The organism is Actinosynnema sp. NPDC050801, from assembly GCF_040673975.1.
Classification (GTDB): Bacteria; Actinomycetota; Actinomycetes; order Mycobacteriales; family Pseudonocardiaceae; genus Actinosynnema.
This window is the reverse complement of sequence record NZ_JBFAQZ010000002.1, coordinates 468,406-489,243: the sequence shown is the minus strand read 5'-3', so window position 1 is coordinate 489,243 and position 20,838 is coordinate 468,406. Positions and strand designations below refer to the sequence as shown.

The following is a 20,838-nucleotide window of genomic DNA, read 5'->3' as shown; positions in this document are numbered from 1 at the left end:
CGGATGAGCGCACGTTTCCAGGAACTCGACTGGCGTCAGACACCGCTGGGTGAACTCGTCCTGCGACGCCGGTGGGACCCGGTGTTCGACCGCGAGGTCCACGAGATCAAGCTCAACGACGAGTTCCTGATGTCGAGCCTGTTCACGGTGTCCGAAGTGGAACTGGCACGCCTGGCGCTCGCCGACCTGCCCGGGCCGCTGGACGTCGTCGTGGGCGGCCTCGGCTTGGGCTACACCGCCCGGACCGTGCTGGAGAACTCCGACGTGCGGTCGGTGCTCGTGATCGACGCGCTCGGCGAGGTGATCGAGTGGCACCGGCGCGGACTGCTGCCGGGCGGTCTGGCGTTGGCGTCCGACCCGCGCTGCCGACTGGTGCACGGCGACTTCTTCGCCCTGTCGCGTGCCGATCGGGGCCTCGACCCGGCCGACCCCGACCGGCTGTTCCACGCGATCATCGTGGACATCGACCACTCGCCCCGCCACCTGCTGCACCCCGACAACGCCGACTTCTACGAACCGGAGGGCCTGCGCCGCCTGGCCGCCCGCCTCCACCCCGGCGGCGTGTTCGCCCTGTGGTCCAACGAGCCGCCGGACGACGACTACACCGCCGCGCTCGCCGACCGGTTCGCCCACGTCACCGCCGAGGTCGTCCGCTTCCACAACCCGCTGCAACAACGTGACGCGACCAGCACGGTCTACGTGGCGACCGTGCCGGGAGGGCGGGATCGCCGGTGATGGACGAGGGGCGCTTGGTGGCCGGTCGGTACCGGCTGCGCGGGCGGCTGGGTGCCGGTGCGATGGGCGTGGTGTGGCAGGCGCTGGACGAGCGGCTGGACCGCGTGGTGGCCCTCAAGCAGCTCGTGGTGCCCGAGGGCGCGGACCCGGTCGAGGCGGTGAACCGCGCGGCGCGGGAAGGGCGCATCGCCGCCCGGTTGCAGCACCCCAACGCGGTGACCGTGCACGACGTCGTCGAGGACGACGGCAGGCCGGTGCTGGTCATGGAGTACCTGCCCGCGCGGACCCTGGACGACCTGATCGCGCGCGGTCCGCTGCCCGCCGAGCAGGTGATGCGCGTCGGGGCGCAGGTCGCCGGCGCGCTGGCGGCGGCGCACGCGGCGGGTGTCGTGCACAGGGACGTCAAGCCGGGCAACATCCTGCTGACCGATGACGGGACCGCGAAGATCACCGACTTCGGCATCGCCCGCGCGGTCGGTGACGTCACCGTCACGAAGACCGGCCTGCTCGCCGGCACGCCCGCGTTCCTCTCGCCCGAGGTGGCGCGGGGCGGCGAGCCGGGGCCCGCGTCGGACGTGTTCGCGCTGGGCGCCACGCTCTACGCGGCGGTGGAGGGACGGCCGCCGTTCGGTGACGGGGACAACGCCATCGCGCTGCTGCACGCCGTCGCCGCGGGCCGCTACGCCCCGCCGACCAAGGCGGGTCCGCTGACCGACGTGCTGCTGGACGTGCTGCGCACGGACCCGGCGACCCGGCCGACCATGGCGCAGGCCGCCGAACGGCTGCGCACGCCGGACGCGGACCGGCCGACACCGATCCGACCCGCACCGACCCGACTGGACCTGCACCCGGCCACCCCGCCGCCGACCACGACAGGCCCGCACCCGGCCGCCACCGCACCCCACTCGACCGGGCCGAACGCCACCGGACCGCACGCCACCGGGCCGAACCCGACCGGGCCGCGCTCTACCGGGCCGAACGCCACCGCCCTGGCACCACACCCGACGGCACCCGAGCCCCGGCGGGCACGGGGTGCGCGGGCCGGGCTCGTCGCGGTGGCCGCCGCCGCGCTCGTCGGCGTCGTCGTGCTGGTTCTCGTGGTGACGAACGGGAGCAGGTCCACCGACCGCGCGGGCGGCCCGGTCCCGTCCACGTCCACACCCACGTCCGGCGCGCCCGCCCCGGCAGAGCTGGAACGGGCGGTGGCGGAGTACTACGCGTTGCTGCCCCAGGACACCGCCCGTGCGTGGGAACGGCTCGGGCCAGGTCTGCGGGCGCAGGGTCGCGAGCAGTACGAGAAGTCCTGGCGTGACGTCAAGAACCTCACCGTCAGCACGCCACCCGCGGCTTCCGGAGCCGACACCGTGACGGTCGGCATCGACTTCACCGGTGCGGAGGGCAGGAAGTTCCGCGAGTCGCACCGCCTGCGCCTGGTCGTCCGGGACGGAACACCGCTGATCGACTCCGTCGAAGTCCTGTCTTCCCAACGCATCGACGAGAAGAAGCACGGCGACGAGGACGACGGCGACAAGAAGGACGACCGGAAACGCGGTGGTGGCAAGAGCGGCGAAGGCTGACCCGGGTCCGGGTTCAGGCGGTGACCTCGCCCCACACCGACTTGTAGCCGGCCCGCGGGTCGACGCCCCACCGCGAGGCCACCCGGTTGACCAGCAGCAGACCTCGGTGCCCCAGCCCGAGCTCACCCGGTTTGCCGAGCACCGGCAGCAGTTCCGGGCTGGCGTCGTGGACCTCCACCCGGACCACGTGCCCGCCGCTCTGGCGGCTCAGCCACAACCGGCGGGGCGACCTGGCGTGCTCAAGCGCGTTGGTCAACAGCGCGTCGGCGATCAGCAGCAGGTCGAGCAGGGTCGGCGCGTCCAGTTCCGGCACGTTCTCGGTTATCCACCTCCGTGCCCGGCGCACGGGTGGGAAGTTCTCCTCCAGATCGAAGTCGACGTGGTCGAGGGACCGTTCGACGACGTTCACAACACGAGCCTTCCAGCGATCGACGCTCCCCTTGGCGCTCGGGGCGTAGGAGCCGGGTTCCCCACGGACATGCCCGCAAACAGTGACGCCGACCTCAGCACGGGCGACTTGCCGCACGTGACCGATTCAGCCACCGGCCGTGTCGTAGCTCTACTTCGGCGTGACCACGACGGTCACCACCACCGGCACCGGCCGCCCGGCACCGGCGGTGACCGTGCCGCTGATCGTGCCGCCGACCGCCTTGGGGCCGGCGAGCAGCCGGAAGACGAACGTCACCGAGCCACCGGCGGGCAGCTCCGCCTCGGCCGTGCACGTCACCGTGCCCTTGCCCGCCGGACACCCGACCGACTGCCGCGCCGCGCCGTCGAACCCCACCCGCGGCCCGCGCCGCAGGTTGTCGCCCGGACCCACCACGTGGACGCCCTCGGGCAGGGACAGCACCAGCGTGGCGGGTTCGACGGGTGTCGAACCGGTGTTGCGGATGGTGACGGGCAGCTCGACGGGCGGGCCACCGGTGGTCATGGCGAACCGGTCCGGCACCACCGGCACCAACGGCTCCGCCGCCGGATCCGCGACCGTGGTGGTCGTGGTCGGACCCGGCAGGCCCGGGACGGACGAAGTGTCGACGGGTGCGGTGGCGGTCACCGACGGCGCACCGGACCCCGTGACGGCGGCGGACGACGTCCCCGAGACCACCATCGACGTGTGCTGGTCCACCTTCACCGTGGGCGGCCGGTCCTCGGCCGGCGGCGCGACCGCCTGCCGCTCGGCGTTCAGGCCCAGCACCACGGCCCCGACCACCACCACCGTCGAGGCGGCCACGCCGAGCCACTGCGTCGTCGTCGTGACCGAGTTGGCGGCCGCACCCGCGGCCGCCACGCCGGCTTCCGCCGTACCCCCGGTCGAGGCGAGGTAACCGGAAACGCCCGCGCCGAGCACCAGGGGCGCGACGACCGCGCGCAGGGTGCCGTTGACGTCGGCCAGCTCGGCGGCCATCGCGCGGCACGACTCGCACTCGTCCAGGTGCACCTCGACCTGGGCGGTCTCCCGCTTGGTCAGGCCGCCTCGCGTCCACGCGGCCAACTTCGCCACGGTGGCGCGGCAGCGGGTGGTCGGGTTGTGGGCCAGGTGCGCCTGGAGGTAGGCGGTCTTGAGGCCTTCGCGGGCCCGGTAGGCCAACGCCGACGCGCCGTTGGCGGTCAACCCCAGCAGCTTCGCCAACTCGCGGGCCGACTGGCCCTCGATCTCGGTCTGCCACAACACCGTCTGCCACCGCTCGGGCAGGCTGGCGAACGCCTTGGTGGCCAGCGTCCGCTCCAGCGTCGCCACCGCCGGGTCGTGGAACGGCACGGTGGTGACCTTCTCGACGCCCGACACGGCCTCCACGTCGTCGGCCAGCCGCAGCTTGCGGTCCCGCCGGGTCTTGTCGTAGGCGGTGTGGCGCAGCGCGGTGAGCAGGTAGGCCCGGAACGCCGAGTCCGGGCCGCCGCCCGCGCGCACCGTGTCGAGCACCTTCGCGAACGCGTCCGACACCAGGTCGTCGGCCTCGGCGCTCGACCAGGCCAGGTGCCGCGCCAGGTTGCGGGCCGCGCGCACGTGGCGCTCGAACAACTGCCCGTACGCCTGGATCTGGCCACCGCGCACGGCTTCGATCAGCTCGGCGTCCGACGGCGGCCGGGACCGCGGCGTCACACCCGACGAACCGGCGTCGGAGTTGAGCGCGTGGTCGAGGTCGTCGCGCAGGGCGGCCAGGTCCGCGGTCGCCCACCGCTCCAGGTCGCGCTCATCGGGCTGTCCGATCACCGGACGTCTACCTCCCCAGCACGTAATGTGAGCGGTTCCGATCGGACCATATAGAAGACCCCCACCCACGGTCGCACCGATACACCCCTATGGCGCAACCTCCAGCCTCACGGTTCGCGTGTTTCGCCCACACGGACGACCCGGTTCGGCGCCGACGACACTTCGGCAACCCGAACGGCGGAGGTGGACACGGGTCCGTCGATCATGATCCATCCGGTGGTACCCCATCCGTACACTGCGGACCGTGACGGGGAGCATCGCGGACGGTCAGCGGCGTGGGCGTCGACGGGGCGAGCTGACGGTCGCGACGATCGCGCGACTGGCCGGGGTGTCCAAGCCCACCGTGTCCAAGGTGCTCAACGGCCGGGCGGGCGTGGCGTCGGAGACGCGGCAGCGGGTCGAGGCCCTGTTGCGGGAGCACGGCTACCGGCGCCCCGACGCCATCGCGCCCGCCGCCATCGTCGAAGTGGTCTTCTACGGGCTCGAACGGCACATGGCGATCGAGATCATGCGCGGTGTGGAACCGGTGGCGCGCGAGCACGAGCTGGCCGTGGCGTTCACCGAGGTGGTCGAGCCGACGTCGTCGGGCCGCTCGTGGGCCGAGCAGCTGCTGGCCCGCCACCCGCTGGGCGTGATCGCGGTGTACTCGGCGTTCACCCCGGAGCAGCACGCCCTGCTGGACGCCAGCGCGATCCCGCTGGTGGCGCTGGACCCGTCCGGGGAACCGCTGCACACCACGCCTTCCGTCGGGGCTACGAACTGGAGCGGCGGCATCGCCGCGGCCCGGCACCTGCTCGACCTGGGACACCGTCGGATCGGGGTGATCACCGGACCACTGCACTCGCTCGGCGCCCGTGCCCGGTTGGAGGGGTGCCGGGCCGCGATGGACGCCGTCGGCGCCCGACTCGACCACGCGCTGGTGCGCACCGGCGAGTTCACCTTCGAGCAAGGCCGCGACCTGGGCCGTGAGTTGTTGGAGCGGTCCGACCGGCCGACCGCGGTGTTGTGCGGCAACGACTTGCAGGCGCTGGGCGTCTACGCGGCCGCGTGGCGGCTCGGCCTGCGCATCCCGCACGACCTCAGCGTGGTCGGCTTCGACGACATCGACAACACCCGCTGGTGCAGCCCGCCGATGACCACCGTGCGGCAGCCGCTTGCCGAGATGGGCGCGACGGCGGCCAGGATGCTGCTGACCCTCGCCGGTGGCGGCCGGCCCGCCCAGCCCCGCGTGGAACTGGCCACCACGCTGGTCGTGCGCGAGAGCACCGCGCCACCGGCCTGAACCACGGCGCGTCGCACACCGAACCCCGTGCGCCCCTGCGGGTCTTGCCTTCCGGACCGTTCACTCCCCGTGGCCCGGCTGTCCACTGTGGACGCTCCGGATACCTCAGAGCGCACGACGTTGTCCGTGCCGGGTCAGCGGTCCAGTGCGCGGGAGAGGTCGTGCCACAGGTCGTCGACGTCCTCGATGCCCACCGACAGCCGGATCGTGCCGCCGGTGATGCCGCTCGCGTTCAGCTGCACCTCGTCCAGCTGCCGGTGCGAGGTGCTGGCGGGGTGCAGCACCAACGTCTCCGTGCCGCCCAACGACGGCGCGAGCCGCACCAGCTCCAGCGCGGTGACGAACCGGCGGCCCGTCGCCACGTCCGCCAGGTCGAACGAGAACGTGCTGCCGTAACCGTCGAGGACGCGGCGCGCCACGGCGTGGCTGGGGTGGGTGTCCAGACCGGGCCAGTGCACCACGCGCACCGCCGGGTGCGCGGCCAGTCGCCGGGCGAGCACCTCGGCGTTCTCCTCGTGCTTGCGGACGCGCAACGCCAGCGTGCGCAGGCCGCGGATGGCGAGCCAGGCGGCGAACGGGTCCGCGGTGACGCCCAGCTCGATCGAGTGGTGCCACGTCGTGCGGTAGCGGGCATCGTCGGCGAAGACCGCCACGCCGCCGGTGACGTCGCTGTGCCCGCCGAGGTACTTGGTGGTCGAGTGCACGACGACGTCCGCGCCCTGCTCGATCGGGCGGCACAGCAGGGGTGAGGCGAAGGTGTTGTCCACGACCACGAGCACGTCGTCGCCCACCGCGGCGCCCAGCGCGGGCAGGTCGCTCACGTGGCCGGTGGGGTTGGCGATGGTCTCCAGGTACAGCACCCTGGTCTCCGGCCGCAGCGCCGCGCGGACCTCGTCCGGGTCGTGGCCGCCGACGTAGGTGACCGCGACGCCCCAGCGCTGCTCCAGGTCGTGCAGCAGGGCCAGCGTGCCGCCGTAGAGCGCGTGCTGGGCGATCAGGTGGTCGCCGGACTTGAGGTTCGCGAGCAGCACCGCGTTGATCGCGCCCATCCCCGAAGCGGTGGCCAGCGCCGCCGTGCCGCCTTCGAGCGCGGCGACGGCGTCCTCCAACGCCCGGACGGTCGGGTTGCCCAGCCGGGTGTACACGAACGCGCCGTCCGGCCTGGTCATCCCGTCGGCGAAGGCGTCGAGGTCGGCGAAGGAGAACCCGGTGGTCTGGTAGAGCGGGACGGACAGGGGCGTGCTGGTCAGCGCGGGCGCCTCGGTGTGCACGACGCGGGTGTCAGGCTTCATGGACCGAGCGTCGTTCATGAAGTGGTATCGCTGTAGGTCCAATTCGATTAGATTGGTCCCATCATGAAGCCAATTGCCGTGGACGACCTGGCCGGACGGCTCGGGCGCTGGTCGGCGGGCCGCGGCTCGCTGTACCTGCTGCTGGCCGCGCGCCTGCGGGAGCTGATCGACGGAGGGCTGTTGCCGTCGGGGACGGTGCTGCCGCCCGACCGCTCCCTGGCCTCGGGTCTCGCGGTCGGGCGGACGACCGTGATCGCGGCCTACGACCTGCTGCGGCAGGAGGGGCGGCTGACGCGGCGGCGCGGCAGCGGCACGTGGGTGTCGCCGGGCGGACGTGCGGCGGCGGCCCGCGCGGAGACCGCCAACCCGATGTTCGTGAACCTGCTGGAGCCGCCCGACGGCGTGCTCCAGTTCGCCTGCGCCGGGCCGCTGTCCCCGCCCGCGGCGCTGGTCGAGGCGCACCGGCGGGCGGCGGACCGCCTCGGCGGAGTCGACCTGGGCTACCACCCGTCGGGGCACCCGGCGCTGCGGGCGGCGCTGGCCGCGCGCTACCGCGAACTCGGCGTGCCGACCACCGAGGGGCAGATCCTGGTGACGACCGGGGCTCAGCAGGCGTTGGCGCTGCTGACGCGCGCGCTCGTGCGGCCGGGTGACGAGGTGCTGGTGCAGGCGCCGACCTACTCGGGCGCCCTGGACCTGTTCCGGGAGGTCGGTGCGGTGGTCCGGGCGGACGACGACCTCGCGGGCGCGCTGGGCGGGCGCAAGCCGGCGTTGGTGTACGCGATGCCCGCGTTCCGCAACCCCACCGGCACGTCGATGAGCCCGTTGGAGCGCTCGCGCCTGATCCGGTCGGCCGAGGACGTGCCGCTCGTGCTGGACGAGGTGCTGGCGGAGCTGGACCTCACCGGTGCGCCGGCGGCACCGCCCGCCGCGCGGGCGATCACCGTGGGGTCGTTGAGCAAGGTCGTGTGGGGCGGGCTGCGGGTCGGCTGGGTGCGGGCCGACGCGGCGCTGGTCGCCCGGCTGGCCCGGTTCAAGGCGGTGCAGGACCTGGGCAGCGGTGTGCTGGACCAGCTGGCCGCGGTGGAGCTGCTGGCCGACTTCACCGCCGTCCGGGCCGCCCGCGTCACGGCGTTGCGCCGGCAGCACGACCACCTCTGCGCACGGCTGCGCGAAGAGCTGCCGGAGTGGGAGTTCACGCCCGCCGCGGGTGGCCAGACGCTGTGGGTGCGGTTGCCCGACGCGGACTCCGCGTCCTACGCCCAGGTCGCGCTGCGGCACGGGGTGGCCGTGCTGCCCGGCGGCTCGCTCGACCCGACGGGCGGCAGCGCCGACCGGCTGCGGCTGCCGTTCACCGCCGAGCCACCGGTGATCAGCGCCGCCGTCGCCGCACTCGCGAACGCGTGGCGCGCATTCGCCGCCGAGTCGACCCGCCGGCCACTCGTGCCGTCGATGTCGGTCTAACGCCCCAGCGGCGCCCTCCCGTTGTCCCCCAAGTCGACCTCCTCACCGGTGTTCTTCGACCAGACCGACCCCCGGTGACGGGAACGCCGACTCGCCCGCGGGCACGCCCGGCTGGAACGCGCAGCTGTTCGGCGCGGATCGCAGCTCGACGACGACATCCGGGGCTTCTCCGGGGCTTCTTCCGCGCCCCGCGCTGACGGTGGCCCGCGGCTCCGGCGGCGTGCGGCTCGGGGGCGGCGTGCGGGTGGCTTCGGCGCGGGTCGGGCTCTCGTACCATCGCCGGGTGCAGGATCTTCTCCGCTCGACGTGGGACGAGCCGCGGCCCGGCCACGCCCCACCGCGCGTGTGGCGGGACTGGGCGCTCGTGGCGGTGCTCGTGCCGGCCGCGGTGCTCGAAGGGGCACTGCGGCCGGAACTGCCGTGGCGGGTCCTCTCGGTGGTGGTCGTGGTCGGGCTGGTGCCCACGGTGCTGTGGCGCCGGGTCCGGCCGCTGGCGGTGGTCGCGGTCGCGTTCGGCACGACCGGTCTGCTCCCGCTGGTGACGGGCGGGGAGCAGGTCGAGCCCTACTCCGCGGCGTTCCTGCTGATCCTGGTGTACTCCCTGGTCAGGTGGGGTTCCGGGCGCGAGGTCGTGATCGGTCTGGCGATCGTGCTCGGCGGCGCGGTCCTCTCGATGATCTCGCGCCACGTCGGACTCGCCGACGCGATCGGCGGGCTCACCGTGGTGTTCTCGGCCGTCGCGCTCGGTGCGGCGGCGCGGTACCGGGTCCGGGCCAGGACGCGCGAACTCGACCAGGCCAAGCTGCTGGAACGGGAACGGCTGGCCCGGGACCTGCACGACACGGTCGCACACCACGTGTCCGCGATCGCGATCCGCGCCCAGGCGGGCCTGGCGACGGCGGCGTCCCGGCCGGCAGCCGCGGCCGACGCGCTGCGCGTGATCGAGGCCGAGGCCTCACGCGCCCTCGCCGAGATGCGGGCGATGGTGCGCGTCCTGCGCCGGGACCACCCGGCCGACCTGACGCCGACACCCAGCCCGCGCATCACCGACCTCGGTGACCTGGCGACCCGGGCCCGCACCGGACCGTCGGTCGAGGTAGGCCTCGTCGGCGACCTCGACGACGTGCACCCGTCGGTCGGCGCCGCGATCTACCGGCTGGCCCAGGAATCGATCACCAACGCGCGGCGGCACGCCCGGCACGCCACCCGCATCGAGGTCCACGTCGCCGCCGACGACACGTCCGTGCACCTGCGCGTGAGCGACGACGGTGACGGGGCGCGGTCGACCTCGCCGCCGGGGTACGGGCTCATCGGCATGTTCGAACGCGTCGACCTGCTCGGGGGCACCTGCGCGGCGGGCCCCGACCCGGAACGGGGCTGGACCGTGACCGCCACGCTGCCCCGGACGGGGACGGCGTCGTGAGCATCCGCGTGGTCGTCGCGGACGACCAGGAGATCGTGCGCACCGGGCTCACGATGATCCTCGACGCCCAGCCGGGCATCGAGGTCGTGGGGTCGGCCGGAGACGGGCGACGCGCCGTGGAGCTCGCCGGACGGCTGCGCCCCGACGTGTGCCTGTTCGACATCCGGATGCCCGGCGTGGACGGCATCGAGGCCACCCGGCTGCTGGCCGGACCGGGGGTGGACGACCCGCTGGCCGTCGTCGTCATCACGACCTTCGACCTCGACGAGTACGTCTACGCCGCACTCAGGGCGGGCGCCCTGGGGTTCCTGCTCAAGGACGCGGGGCCGGCCCTGCTGACCCAGGCCGTCCACGCGGCGGCCGCGGGCGACGCGCTCATCGCCCCGAACATCACCGCGCGCCTGCTCAGGACGTTCGCCGCCGCCGGACCCGCCGCGCCGCCGCGACAACCCGTCGAACCGCTCACCGACCGGGAGGAGCAGGTCCTCGTCACCGTCGCACGGGGACGGACCAACAGCGAGATCGCCGACGAGCTGCACATCACCTTGAGCACCGTCAAGACGCACATCGCGAGCCTGATGGCCAAGCTGGGCGCCCGCAACCGCGTCGAGATCGCCATGTGGGCCTACGAGACCGACCGCGTGCGCCACGGTCTCGGCCGCTGACGCGTGGTCTCGGCCGGGGTGTGTCGGGCCTGGCAGATGTCCCGGCCGGCAGCCGAAAGTACGAGGCCGTCCCCGCCCGATAGGACGGCTCGGTTCGAGCCCTTCTTCCGATGATCGGCACCACGCCGGTCGTCAGACTCGGATCACCCGACCGAGACGAAGAAGGGCCTGCCTCGTGACCTCCTCCACCAGGGCCGAGTGGCTGATACCCACCGGGCTGATCGCGCTCACCCTCGTTCCCATGGGCGGCGGCGTCGTCCGCCTCGCCGACCTGGCCGGCGGGGAGGTCACCGAGGACAACGCGCGGTTCTTCGCCGCGCCGCTCCCGGTGGTGGCGCACATCATCGCCGCCGTCCTGTTCTGCGTTGTGGGTGCGTTCCAGTTCGCACCCCGGTTCCGCAGGCGACGGCCCGGCAGGCACCGCGCGCTCGGCAAACTCCTGGTGCCCAGCGGGCTCGTCATGGGCCTGTCGGGTGTGTGGATGGCGCTGTTCTACCCCTATCCGGAAGGCGACGGCCACCTCCTCGCCGCCTTCCGGCTGGTGTTCGGTTCGGCCATGATCGCGGCCATCGCCCTCGGCTTCGCCGCGATCCGGCGGCGCGACATCGTCCGCCACCGGGCGTGGATGATCCGCGGCTACGCGATCGCCCAGGGCGCGGGCACGCAGGCGGTCGTCACGGTCGTGTGGATGGTGTTCGCCGGCGATCCCGGCCCGCTGACCAGGACACTGCTGCTCGGCGCGGGCTGGGTGATCAACGTCGCGGTCGCGGAGTGGCTGATCCGCAGGCGACCGACCAAACGCGCCCGCCCCACCACCAAAGCCGCCGCCGTCGCTCCAGCGGCCTAACGGAACGGAGGCCGGGGCACGTCTGCGTTGCAGCGCCAGCGCCGGTGCCGGTCCTGGTGCTGGCGCCGGGAGTCAGCCACACGCCCGCGAGGTCGCGTCGGTCGTTCGCGTCCTCATTTCCCGAAGATCACGCTTTTCGATCTTCGGGAAATCAGGACGCGAACGACCGACTTCCCGGCGACCGAGCCGCCGTCTGCGGAGCAGCGGCAATCCAACACAGGCAATTAGAAAGAGCGCACCTTCACGGCTGCGGCCATGGCGGCCATGCCCGCGTCGTTCGGGTGCAGGTGGTCGCCGCTGTCGTAGGCAGGCAGCAGGCGGTCGGGTTGGGCCGGGTCGCGGATCGCGCGGTCGAAGTCGATCACGGCGTCGTACTCGCCGCCGGTGCGGATCCAGTGGTTGACGGCTTGGCGCGCGGCCTCGTTCTCGGGGCTGTAGAAGCCGAACGTGTCGCCGCGGAACGGCGTGATGGTGCCGCCGTGGATGCGCAGGCCCTGAGCGTGGGCACGGGCGATCAGCTGCCGGTGGGCGCCGATGATGTCCTGCGCGGTCACCTTCTCCGTCAACGGCGCGCTCGTGCCGGGGTGGCCGAGGTCGTTGACGCCGAGGAGCACGATCACGTGCCCGACCCCCGGCTGCGCCAGCACGTCCCGGTCGAAGCGGCGCAGCGCCGACTGCCCGAAGTAGGCCGCGTAGGCCTCCGCCGGGTGACCCGCGGGCGGGTTGGGGTCGTGCAGCAGCCGGTTGCCGCTGATCCCCGCGTTGACCACGCCCAGGTGCCGCAGGCGCGGCTCGGCGGCGAAGCGGCGGGCCAGGACGTCGGGCCAGCGCCGGTTCGCGCCGCGCGTGGTCTCCGCGCCGTCGGTGATGGAGTCGCCGAACGCCACCACGGTCGACCCGGGCCTGCCCCTGCCCGACACGCTGACGCCGGTGAGGAAGTGCCACTTGCCCAGCACGGCGGTCGGCGTGATGTCGGCCCGACCGGTGACGTTGCCCGCCGCGACGTACCCGTCCTGGTACGGGAAGGCGTGCACCGTGGTCGCGGGCGTGCGCTGCGGCAGGTGGATGCTGATGACGAGGTCGGAGTCGGCCGCCACGCGCAGCGCGACCGGGTCGCTGAGCAACGGGGTGCCGGGCGGCAGCGTGGCCGACGTGCGACCGCCGAACGTCAGCCGCCGGTCGCTGCCGGGTTGGATCGCCGCACCCGTGCCCGCCCGCCGGGCGACGCGGGCCTCGCCCACCACCAGCGGCCGCGTGCCGAACTCGTTGGACAGCCGCACCCGGACCGCGTCACCGCCGACGCTCAGGTGCACGACCTGGCGCAGCGTCTGGTCCTCGAACGACGTGGTGTCCGAGGCGGGCACGGTCGTGGGGGACGTCGCCCACGTGCCCACCCAGGTGGACCGCGCCGACGCGGAGGCCGCGGTCGGCAGCAGGAGCAGCAGGGCGGCCAACGCCGCCGTCGTCGAGCGCTTCACCTCGGAACCCTTCACCTCGCCGGTCCTTCCCGTTCAGCCGCGTGCGGGCCGGTCGAAGCGCCAGCCCTCGGCGCGCAGTTCGGGGATCAGCCGGGCCACCGCGTCGACCGTCTGGCCGCGGTCGTCCGGGCCGTCGTGCATCAGGACCACGGCGCCCTCGGTGAGGCCGTCCTTGACCCGGCGCACCAGCTCGTCCACGCCCGGCGGCTCCCAGTCGCCGATCGCGAGCTTCCAGCCCAGCGGCGTCATGCCCATCTTGGCCGCGACCTGCGGCGACTGCCCCCAGCTGCCGTAGGGCGCGCGGAAGTAGCGGATCGGCACGCCGGGTGCGGCGCGGTGGATGGCGGCGCTGGTCCGGCGCAGGTCCGCCTCGATCTGCTCGGGCGTCCACCCGCCCATGTCGTCGTGGTGCATGCTGTGGTTGCACAGGAGGTGCCCGCCCGCGACGATCTTGCGGACCAGCCGCGGGTTGGCCTCGACGTAGTCGCCCCACAGGCAGAACACCGCCTTGACGTGGTGTCGGCGCAGCACTTCGAGCAGCCGCGGCGTGTCCTCCGGGTTGGGGCCGTCGTCGAAGGTGAACGCGACCGTCCGCCCGCCGTGCCGGGTGGAGTCGACGATCACCGGTTCGGCCGCGCCGGCCGGCGCCGAACTCAGACCGAGCACCAGGCCGGTCGTCAGCAGGACCGTTCTCCACCGCATCGTGAAACCCCTTCCGTCGGACGAGCGCTGACCACTATCAGGTCGCGATCAAGCGCCCTACCAGACATTTCGCGGAAGTTTCGGGTCTCAACTGGCCGACACCCGCGTGGTGTCACCCACCACCGGGCCCCGGCACGGCGAGCGTGCGGGCGGGCCGTCCGCCTCACGGACGGCCCGCCCGGGCCGGGAACCGTCGATCAGCCGATCCGGTACGCCCGGATCACGGTCTGCTCCACCGCGTTGCCCTCGGTGTCCGACGCCTTGGCGCGCAGCGACGCGAACGCGCCCGTCGGGTTGGTGACCTTCGCGGTCCACCGGGCGCCGTCGCGGCCGACCGGAACGGCCGCCCAGGTGCCGCCGTCGTCGAAGGAGACCTCCAGCTCCAACGACCTCACCTCGGGTGCCTTGTCCTGCCTGTTCACCGTGACCGGGAAGGAGAAGTCGCCGGCCGGTGCGACGTTGTGCAGGTCGACGGCCGGCGCGAAGCCCACCGACAGCAGCGGCAGCGCGCCGCCCGGGCCTTGGCGGAACCCGGACCGGAACGTCCAGCTCCCGCTGACCTTCGTGGACAGCGGCCACCACGGCTGGTCCTCGCGGCTGACGTCGGCGGTCAGCCGGTACTCCCCCTCCTCCTGCGACACCACGAACACGCCGCGCCCCGGCTGGTCCTGGCTGCCCACCAGCCGACCGTCGAGGTGCAGCGCGGTCGACCCCTTGTCGTAGCCGAAGAACGGCTCGGCCGCCCTGGGGTGCCCGGCGGCGTCGGTGAAGAACGGCACCGTGATGTCGAGCAGGTCGCCCGTGCGCCACGCCCACGGGTGGTCTTCGCCCAGCTCGTTCGCGGTCGTGCCGGCGAACCCCGGCGCGGCCACCGCCGCGTGCCACTGCATCCGGTAGGACTTGCCGCCCTCCAGCACCGCCCGTTCGTGCGCGGTGCCCGCGGCGCCCCACCAGCCGCCGACCCCGATGCGCCACCGGCCTGGGGTGAAGTGCTCCACGCGTTCGGCGTGCGGCACGCCGGGCAGGCCCCACTGGGTGCCGATCTCGGCGCCCAGCGCCTCGACCCACGCCGACGTGATCGGTGGCTCCTCCTCGGTGCCCCCGTGGTAGACCATGCGCACGGCGGCGAGGTCGGCGGTCTTCGCCACCGTGGTCAGCCGCTGGGGCAGGAGTCCGGCCGACGGGTAGGACAACTCGTACCGGTGGGCGCTGCCGGACCGGGCCGTGACGCTGGTCGTCACCCCGCCCGCCTCGACCAGGTCGGCGAACCTCTTGCCCGGCTCGTCGTACAGCCGCAACGTCGGCAGCACGGCCGGGAACTCCTCGTCCGATCGTGCCGTCGCCGCCTCCTCCTCCAGCACGCGCACGGCCACCGCCTTGCCGCCCACGTCCCTCACCGCACGGATGCGCGCGTAGACCTCCTCGTAGGTCAGCTCACCGGGTAGCTCCAGCACCACGAGCTTGCCCTGGGCATCGATGCCCGCCAGGTCCTCTGGCGTGCCGAGTCCACCGTGGACGGTCGCGAGCCGTTGGTTGCCGCTGGGCGAGGGCGATCCGCGCAGCCAGCCCGCGGGCACCTCGAACCGCTGCGGCCCCTCGGCGAACACCTCCAGCTCCGGCTCCTCCAGCCGGACGTTGTCCGCGTAACCGAACCAGGGCACGAACCTGCGTTCCTCCGACTGCGCGTACAACTCCCCGAACCGGGGGTCGACCGCGTACGAGAAGACGGTCGGGTACTGCTCGCGGTCGGTGATCGCGGTGCGGAACTGCGTGTGCGCCACGCCGCCGCGGGCCGCCGGTTGGTCGGTGGTGTGCGCGATCCGCTTGCCCTTGCGCGCGTCGAAGTTCACGGTCGTGCTCCGAGACACCCGCACGTCCGGGTCGACGAACGTGCTCTCCAGGGGCAACGCGCCCGGTCTGGGTGTGCTGACCGCGCCGACGACCGAGTACTTGCCCGCCGGCACGCGGACGCGCTCCCCCGCCGCGCCGAACCACGTGTCACCGGTGTCCACGTTGATCACCATCGCGACCGAGCGGTCCTGCGGGCCCGGTGCGACGCCGTCGCGGTTCTTCACCGTCACGGTCAGGTCGTGCATCTCCGGCTCGTCGTGGACGCTGACCGGTGTGCGGAGCCGGACCTCGCCGTCCGCCGAGGTCGCGCTGAGCACGCCGCCGTACACGCCCGGCTTGCCCGAGCGGGGCGTCAGGGTCAGCGCGACGTCCGCCTTGCCCCCGGCCGGGACCGTCACCGCGGACGCGGACAGCGTCGACAACCCGGCCGGAGGAGCCTGCCCCGGGCCGTCGGCGAGCCTGAGGTCCAGCGCCAGGGTGATCGGCGTCGAGCCGGGGTTGGTGTAGGTGACCGTGCGCTTGTCCGGCTGGGTGCCGGGCCACTTCAGGTACGAGCCGATCGTGCCGGGCGAGGCCTGGACCGGCTGGGTGGTCGCCCTCGCCAGGTCGACCAGGCCGCCGCCGACGGCGAACACGCCCGCGTCCGCCACCGGTGCGGCCGTGCCCACCAGCGCGGCCTTGAGGCGGTCGCCGGTCCAGTCCGGGTGCTGCTGGGCCAGGATGGCCGCGGCGCCCGCGGTGTGCGGCGTGGCCATCGACGTGCCGGACAGCTTGGTGTAGCTCTCGTCCACCGGCTCGCCGAGCTGCGTGCCCGCGGCCCTGGCCGCGACGATGTCCGAGCCTGGCGCGGCGATCTCCGGCTTGACGGCGGCGTCGACCAGGCGCGGGCCGCGGCTGGAGAACACCGACAGCGCGCCCGACTTGGTGACGCTGCCGACCGCGAGCGCCGCGTCGGCGGCGGCCGGGCTGGACACCGACTCCGATTGGCCGAAGTTGCCCGCCGCCACCACGAACAGCGTGCCGTACTGGGCGCTGAGGGCGTTGACGGCCTGCGACGCCGGGTCGGTGCCGTCGGTCGGGCCCGAGCCCAGGCTCAGGTTGACCACCTTGGCCCCGGCTTCGGCGGCCGCCCAGCGCATCCCGGCGATGACGTCGTCGAGCTGACCGGAGCCGGAGTCGTCCAGCACCTTGCCGATGGCCAGCTTCGCCCCCGGCGCGACGCCCTTGTACTTGCCGCCCGACGCCGCGCCGGAGCCCGCGATGGTGGACGCGACGTGGGTGCCGTGCCCGTTGCCGTCCCGCGCGCTGCCGGTGCCGCTGAAGTCCTGGCTCACCACCACCCGGCCCGCCAGGTCGGGGTGGTCGCCGTCGTACCCGGTGTCCAGCACGGCCACCGTGACGTCCTGGCCGGTCAGGCCCCCGGCCCAGGCGGCGGGGGCGCCCACCTGCGGCACGCTCGTGTCCAGCGACGCCTCCACCCGCGCGTTCAGCCAGATCCGCCGCGGACCGCCCGCCAACGCACCGGGCCCGCCCGCCGTGATCGCCGACCAGAACCGGCGCGCGTCGGCCTTGCGCTCGGCGACGGCGGCCAGGCGCAGGTCGGGTAACCGCCGTTCGACCCGGGCGCCCTCCGGTGCGGTGGCCGCGGCCACGTCCGGGTGCTCGACCAGCAGCGGCACGGTGTCGCTGCGCGCGTCGTCGTAGCGCTGCCGGACGAGCCCGGAGACGTTGAACAGCTCCTCGTCCAGCGTGCCGGCCCGCACCAGCGCCGCGGCCACCTGCGGCACGACGTACAGGTCGGTCCCGGCGCCCCGGCGCTTGCCGTACTGGATGAACCCGCCGGCCCGGCCACCCGGCTCCGGCTCGGTGAGCACCGACCACCGGCCCTGCGCGGTGCGCGAGGCGTGCACGCGGTGGCCGGTGACCAGCGTCACCCACCGCCCGTCGGACGCGGTCGCGGTCGGGGCGCCGGGTGACAGCGGGATCGCCGTGCCGCCCGCCGGCGGAGCCACCGCCATCGCGGCGGACAGCGCCGCCACGCCCGCGAGCAGCCGCACTCGTCGTTTCATTCGCACTCCCGTGGATGGGGGAATTCGTCTCACCACACTGACGCCTGCGACCGGCTCTGCGGTTGTGCGTTCGTGCGTTATTCGATCGCCCTCACGGGGTGCACTACGGCAACATCGACCCGGCCAAGGTGCCTCCGAAGGGAGTCGGATGGTCGCGCCAAGGTCCGAAAAACCCGTCAACAACCGCAAGAGAGCGGTGCTGCTCGCCCTGCGCCTGTACGGCCGGGAACTGCGGCGCCACCGCTTGCTCGGCGTGGGCGCGGTCGTGCTGCCCGCGCTGGGCAACACGTGCCTGCTCTACCTCGCGCCGCTGGCCGTCGGCGCCCTCGCGGGTCGTCTCGCGGCGGACGGTGACACCGATTTCGCCGCGGTGCTGCCGTACCTGCTGACGTTCGCCGGCCTGATGCTGTTCGCGGAACTGCTGTGGCGCATCGGCGTCCACTGCCTCAACCGCACCGACAGCCGCGGTATCGAGCACCTGTCCGTCTACGGCATGGACGCGCTGCTCGGCAAGGACGCGGCGTTCTTCCACGACAACTTCGCCGGTTCGCTCACCAAGCGGGTGCTGAGCTTCGCCTCCCGCTTCGAGGAGTTCGTGGACACGGTCGCGTTCAAGGTCGTGGCCAACATCATCCCGCTCGGCTTCGCCTGCGTCGTGCTGTGGAGCTACGACCCGCTGCTGGTCGTGGTGCTGCTGGGCCTGATCCTCGTCACGGGATTCGTGGTCGCGCCGCTCATCCGCCGCCGCCAGCAGTTGGTCGACGAGCGGGAAGCCGCCTACGCGCGGGTGTCCGGCCACGTCGCCGACACGCTGATGAACATGGAGACGGTGCGGGCGTTCTCCGCCGAGCGGCGCGAGGGCGCGGAGCACCGGGACCGGACGGCCGAGAGCCGGGTGCTGGCGCTGCGGTCGTGGGACTACGGCAACCTGCGCATCGACACCGTGGTCGCGCCGCTGTCCGTGCTCACCAACGTGCTCGGCCTGGCGGTCGCCGTCGGGGTCAGCGGCGGGTTGGGCGTGGAGGCGATCGTGGTGACGTTCGCCTACTTCGGCAACGCGACGCGGATCATGTTCGAGTTCAACCAGATCTACCGGCGGCTGGAGAGCGCCCTGACCGAGGCGGCCCAGTTCACCGAGCTGCTGCTCGACCCGCCGACCGTGCTCGACCCGCCGGACCCGCAGCCGTTGCGGGTGAAGGATTCGCGGGTCACGTTCGACGGTGTGGTGTTCGCGCACGGCGGCGGCAAGCCGCTGTTCACCGGGCTGGACCTGGACGTCGCGCCGGGCACCCGGATCGGGCTCGTCGGCCGCTCCGGTGGCGGCAAGACCACGCTCACCCGGTTGCTGCTGCGGCTGATGGACGTCGACGCCGGTCGCATCCTCATCGGTGGCCAGGACATCGCGCGCCTGCGCCAGGCCGACCTGCGCAGCCTGATCGCGTACGTGCCCCAGGACCCGGCCATGTTCCACCGGACGCTGCGGGAGAACATCGCGTTCGCGCGGCCCGGCGCGACCGACGCCGAGATCCGGCGCGCCGCGAACGCCGCGCACGTGACGGAGTTCGCGGACGCGCTGCCCGACGGGTTCGACACGATGGTCGGCGAACGCGGCATCAAGCTGTCCGGCGGGCAGCGGCAGCGGGTCGCGCTGGCCCGCGCGATCCTGCGCGACGCGCCGGTGCTGCTGCTGGACGAGGCGACCAGCGCGTTGGACTCGGAGAGCGAGGTGCTGGTGCAGCAGGCGCTGTGGCGGCTCATGGAAGGTCGCACGGCGCTGGTCGTGGCGCACCGGCTGAGCACCGTGGTGCGGATGGATCGGCTGGTCGTGCTCGACCGGGGCCGGATCGTCGAGCAGGGCACGCACGCCGAACTGCTCGACACCGACGGCATGTACGCGAAGCTGTGGCGTCACCAGTCCGGTGGTTTCCTGGACGAGACAGCGGCCGACGAGGTCGTCACGGACGCGGTGGGTGCGAAACCCTTGTGAGAGCGCCGCAGTACGGGTGTTCCTTCCAGGGATCCTCAATGGACCGCCCAGAGGTGGCGCACCACATGTGTAGCCGGCGCCCGGGTTGTCCGTCCAGCGTGACCGTCACGCTGGACGGACAACCCGGGACGACCGGCGTGGGGCGGTGTGGTGCCCGTGCAGGGGCGGGCACCACACCGCGGTCAGGCGAACGGGCTCAGCAGCTCAGTGCGACACCTGCCAGTGGCTGTTCGCCGTCGGCAGCGTGAACGACAGGCTGTAGCAGCCGAAGTCCGTGCTGGACACGCTGCCGGGCGGCGTCACCGAGGAGTTGGCCGTGGTCAGCGTGCTCCACGTGCCGCCGACCTTGATCCGGATGTCGGCGGCGTGGAACTGGGTGCCGTAGGTCTCCGTGCAGTAGTAGCCCTCACCGGTGGCGGGGTTGTACTCGGTGTAGACCTCGAACATGCTCCAACCACCGTGGGTGATGCCGAGCTTGGCCGGGTCGGCGCTGGTGAACAGCGCGTCCCAGGCCCCGGTGGTGTGGTTGTACAGGTAGGCGGTCCAGGAGTTGGCGACCGCGTCGGTCTGCACGTCCAGCACCGTGTAGGCGGGCAGCCCCTGGAACGGCGCGGTGTACGTGCTGACGAAGGTGGCGTCGATCCAGGCCACCGCGGCGAAGCCGGGCGAGGCCGCGCACCAGTCCCACGCACCGACGCCGTTGCCGCCCTGCCAGTAGAACGTGGTCACCTCGATGCACGTCTTGCCGCTCGGGTCGAGCGTCGGCGCGTACACCACGTCCGGGTTGCCCGCCGACATCCGGATGCCCGGGTTGATGGTGTGGGTGGCCTGCGCGCCGTCCGAGGCGACGTTCGGGAACGCGCCCCAGACGGTGTGCAGCGAGCCGCTCCACGGCGGGAGGTCGGCGGTACCGGACGCGCCGACCCGATCGGTGCGCTGCTCCGCGCCGGCCCGGTCGGTGTGCCGGGCCGCGCCGAGCGCCTGGAACTTCTCGCTGACCGCACCGCCCGCGGCGGCTCTCGCGGCGTCACCGCGCACCGCCGGCACGAGTCTCCCGCTCACGGGCGAATCCGGTGACGGCGCGGCGACCGGGGCGCCCTTGTCCGCGGCGGCGCCCTCGGCGGACGCCGACACCGGCGCACCCGCCGCGAACACCACGCCGAAGGCGAGCAGGGCGACCGCCACCCGGCGTACCGGGTGGCGGCGCGCTGACGATGATGACATTGCCACCAGTGGTCCTCTCACTAGGCGAAT

At 73.2% G+C, this 20,838-nt stretch carries 15 protein-coding genes; 8 read left to right on the top strand and 7 right to left on the bottom strand.

The window, feature by feature from the left end:
* The first annotated feature begins 3 nt into the window (after window positions 1-3).
* Together AB0K14_RS06745 and AB0K14_RS06740 are read left to right on the top strand one after the other, a co-directional pair.
* Window positions 4-735 (top strand): spermidine synthase, encoded by a 732-nt coding sequence (locus AB0K14_RS06745; protein WP_360458579.1) that lies wholly within the window; start codon window positions 4-6, stop codon window positions 733-735.
* Window positions 735-2,312 (top strand): protein kinase, encoded by a 1,578-nt coding sequence (locus AB0K14_RS06740; RefSeq protein WP_360458583.1) that lies wholly within the window; start codon window positions 735-737, stop codon window positions 2,310-2,312. The genes AB0K14_RS06745 and AB0K14_RS06740 overlap by 1 nt, the downstream gene beginning before the upstream one ends.
* 13 nt (window positions 2,313-2,325) lie before the next feature.
* Here the strand turns inward: AB0K14_RS06740 and AB0K14_RS06735 are convergent, their stop codons facing one another.
* Entirely contained in the window at window positions 2,326-2,721 is a 396-nt protein-coding gene (locus AB0K14_RS06735; RefSeq protein ID WP_360458586.1) for an ATP-binding protein, read from the bottom strand.
* A 150-nt stretch (window positions 2,722-2,871) separates the two neighbouring features.
* On the bottom strand, window positions 2,872-4,524 hold the full coding sequence (locus AB0K14_RS06730) for a sigma-70 family RNA polymerase sigma factor (RefSeq protein WP_364337608.1): 1,653 nt from the start codon (window positions 4,522-4,524) through the stop codon (window positions 2,872-2,874).
* 244 nt (window positions 4,525-4,768) lie between these two features.
* Here AB0K14_RS06730 and AB0K14_RS06725 point away from each other — a divergent pair, with 244 nt between their 5' ends.
* Window positions 4,769-5,806, top strand: a complete 1,038-nt coding sequence (locus AB0K14_RS06725; protein ID WP_360466573.1) for a LacI family DNA-binding transcriptional regulator — start codon at window positions 4,769-4,771, stop codon at window positions 5,804-5,806.
* Window positions 5,807-5,940: 134 nt separating this feature from the next.
* Here the strand turns inward: AB0K14_RS06725 and AB0K14_RS06720 are convergent, their stop codons facing one another.
* Window positions 5,941-7,098: an aminotransferase class I/II-fold pyridoxal phosphate-dependent enzyme gene (locus AB0K14_RS06720; protein ID WP_360466570.1), complete on the bottom strand. Its 1,158-nt coding sequence runs from the start codon at window positions 7,096-7,098 to the stop codon at window positions 5,941-5,943.
* A gap of 63 nt (window positions 7,099-7,161) precedes the next feature.
* On the opposite strand from AB0K14_RS06720, the gene AB0K14_RS06715 reads away from it, so the two are divergent.
* The 4 genes from AB0K14_RS06715 to AB0K14_RS06700 all read left to right on the top strand — a co-directional run bounded on the left by AB0K14_RS06715 (window position 7,162) and on the right by AB0K14_RS06700 (window position 11,497).
* Window positions 7,162-8,562 carry a PLP-dependent aminotransferase family protein gene (locus AB0K14_RS06715; RefSeq protein ID WP_360466568.1) on the top strand — a complete coding sequence of 467 codons (1,401 nt, stop codon included), beginning with the start codon at window positions 7,162-7,164 and terminating at the stop codon, window positions 8,560-8,562.
* A gap of 283 nt (window positions 8,563-8,845) precedes the next feature.
* Window positions 8,846-9,985 (top strand): sensor histidine kinase, encoded by a 1,140-nt coding sequence (locus AB0K14_RS06710; protein WP_360466565.1) that lies wholly within the window; start codon window positions 8,846-8,848, stop codon window positions 9,983-9,985.
* A complete protein-coding gene (locus tag AB0K14_RS06705; protein WP_360466562.1) occupies window positions 9,982-10,650 on the top strand; it encodes a response regulator transcription factor in 669 nt (222 codons plus the stop codon). The genes AB0K14_RS06710 and AB0K14_RS06705 overlap by 4 nt, the downstream gene beginning before the upstream one ends.
* Window positions 10,651-10,825: 175 nt before the next feature.
* On the top strand, window positions 10,826-11,497 hold the full coding sequence (locus AB0K14_RS06700) for a DUF2306 domain-containing protein (RefSeq protein ID WP_360466559.1): 672 nt from the start codon (window positions 10,826-10,828) through the stop codon (window positions 11,495-11,497).
* A 224-nt stretch (window positions 11,498-11,721) separates the two neighbouring features.
* Here AB0K14_RS06700 and AB0K14_RS06695 read toward each other — a convergent pair whose 3' ends face one another.
* From AB0K14_RS06695 to AB0K14_RS06685, 3 genes are all read right to left on the bottom strand, one after another.
* Complete coding sequence (locus tag AB0K14_RS06695) at window positions 11,722-12,990, bottom strand: SGNH/GDSL hydrolase family protein (RefSeq protein ID WP_360466556.1); 1,269 nt, start codon at window positions 12,988-12,990, stop codon at window positions 11,722-11,724.
* A gap of 18 nt (window positions 12,991-13,008) precedes the next feature.
* A complete protein-coding gene (locus tag AB0K14_RS06690; RefSeq protein ID WP_360466553.1) occupies window positions 13,009-13,677 on the bottom strand; it encodes a polysaccharide deacetylase family protein in 669 nt (222 codons plus the stop codon).
* A 197-nt stretch (window positions 13,678-13,874) separates the two neighbouring features.
* A complete protein-coding gene (locus AB0K14_RS06685; protein WP_360466551.1) occupies window positions 13,875-17,597 on the bottom strand; it encodes a S8 family serine peptidase in 3,723 nt (1,240 codons plus the stop codon).
* Between the two features lie 148 nt (window positions 17,598-17,745).
* Here AB0K14_RS06685 and AB0K14_RS06680 point away from each other — a divergent pair, with 148 nt between their 5' ends.
* Window positions 17,746-19,584: an ABC transporter ATP-binding protein gene (locus AB0K14_RS06680; RefSeq protein ID WP_360466548.1), complete on the top strand. Its 1,839-nt coding sequence runs from the start codon at window positions 17,746-17,748 to the stop codon at window positions 19,582-19,584.
* 204 nt (window positions 19,585-19,788) lie between these two features.
* On the opposite strand, the gene AB0K14_RS06675 is transcribed toward AB0K14_RS06680, so the two are convergent.
* Window positions 19,789-20,808 carry a carbohydrate-binding protein gene (locus AB0K14_RS06675; RefSeq protein WP_360466651.1) on the bottom strand — a complete coding sequence of 340 codons (1,020 nt, stop codon included), beginning with the start codon at window positions 20,806-20,808 and terminating at the stop codon, window positions 19,789-19,791.
* Window positions 20,809-20,838: the final 30 nt, after the last annotated feature.